Origin of the sequence: Devosia sp. (genome assembly GCF_034675085.1) — a bacterium.
GTDB lineage: Bacteria > Pseudomonadota > Alphaproteobacteria > Rhizobiales > Devosiaceae > Devosia.
Genome location: NZ_JAUCDN010000468.1, coordinates 1 through 1,756, shown reverse-complemented (window position 1 = coordinate 1,756; position 1,756 = coordinate 1). Strand labels below are relative to the sequence as shown.

1 protein-coding gene is annotated in these 1,756 nt (G+C 62.7%); it reads left to right on the top strand.

Features of this window, described 5'->3' with window-relative positions:
- On the top strand, positions 1-1,741 hold a 1,741-nt coding region (locus tag VDP82_RS17795; protein WP_323016150.1), incomplete at its 5' end, for a M3 family oligoendopeptidase.
- Positions 1,742-1,756: the final 15 nt, after the last annotated feature.

Sequence of the window (1,756 nt, the reverse complement as noted above, 5' to 3'; positions counted from 1 at the left end):
CGATCTCTATCCGGGCAAGGACAGCCCCGAATTCGCCGCGGCGCTGGACGAGGCCAAGGCGCGGGCGGAAAAATTCGAGGCGACCTATAAGGGCAAGCTGGCCGAGCTGACCAAAGGGGGCAGGCTGATCGAGGCGATCCGCGACAGCGAGGCGCTGGGCGATCTGAGCGGGCGCATCAGCTCCTTCGCGTTTCTCCACTATGCGCAGAACGCCACCGACCCGGACCGCGCCAAATTCATGGGCGACACCAATGAGGCGCTGACCAACCTCTCCACGCGCGTGCTGTTCTTCGAGCTGGAGCTGAACCGCATCGAGGATGCCGATCTGGACGCGGCGCTGGACAAGGATGCCGAACTGGCGCGCTACCGCACCTGGTTCGACGAATTGCGCAAGGCGCGGCCCTATCAGCTCGACGACAAACTGGAAGAGCTGTTCCACGACAAGTCGGTCACCGGGTTTTCGGCCTGGAATCGGCTCTTCGACGAAACCCTCTCCAGCCTCGTCTTCGAGGTGGATGGGGAAAGCCTCAACATGGAATCGACGCTGCATCTGCTCAGCGAGCGCGATGAGGCCAAGCGCGAAAGCGCCTTCCGGGCGCTGGGCAAGACGCTGGCGGAAAATGCGCGGCTCTTCACCCACATCACCAATGTGCTGGCCAAGGACAAGGAAATCTCCGACCGCTGGCGCGGCTACAAGGACATCGCCGACAGCCGCCACATGGCCAATTCGGTGGAGCGCGAAGTGGTCGATGCGCTGCAAAAGGCGGTGGAGGACGCCTATCCGCGCCTCAGCCACCGCTATTACAAAATGAAGGCCAAATGGTTCGGCAAGGACCAGCTCAATGCCTGGGACCGCAATGCGCCGCTGCCGACCAGCGACGAACGCGTCTGGGACTGGACCAGCGCCGTCGATACGGTGATGCAAGCCTATGGCAAGTTCTCGCCCAGGCTGGCCGAGGTGGCGGCGCCCTTTTTCAATTCGGGTTGGATCGACGCGCCCACCGGCAATGGCAAGCTGTCCGGCGCCTTCGCGCATCCCACCGTGCCCAGTGCCCACCCCTATCTGATGCTCAATTATATGGGCCGCTCGCGCGATGTGATGACGCTGGCCCATGAGCTGGGCCATGGCGTGCATCAGCGGCTGGCGGCGGCGCAGGGGCCGATCCTGGCCAATACCCCGCTGACGCTGGCGGAGACGGCCAGCGTCTTCGGGGAAATGCTGACCTTCCGGCACATGCTGGACAACACCACCGACCCCAGGCAGCGCTTCGCGCTTCTGTCGAGCAAGGTGGAGGACATGCTCAACACCGTCGTGCGGCAAATCGCCTTCTACAGCTTCGAGCGGCGGGTCCACACCGCGCGCAAGGCGGGCGAGCTGCGCACCGAGGAAATCAACAGCATCTGGCTGGAGGTGCAGAAGGAATCACTGGGCGACGCTGTTGTGCAGAACGAAGGCTACGACATCTTCTGGGCCTATATTCCCCACTTCATCCACTCGCCCTTCTACGTCTATGCCTACGCCTTCGGCGATTGCCTTGTTAACTCGCTCTATGCGCAGTATGAGAAGGCCAATGAGGGTTTCGCCGAGCGCTATTTCGAGCTGCTCAAGGCCGGGGGAAGCAAGCACCATTCCGAATTGCTGGCACCCTTCGGGCTCGACGCGAAGGACCCGCAATTCTGGTCGCTCGGCCTTGCCATGATCGAGGGGCTGATCGACGAGCTGGAAGCGGCCTCGCCCTGAGGCCGACTTTGGTTT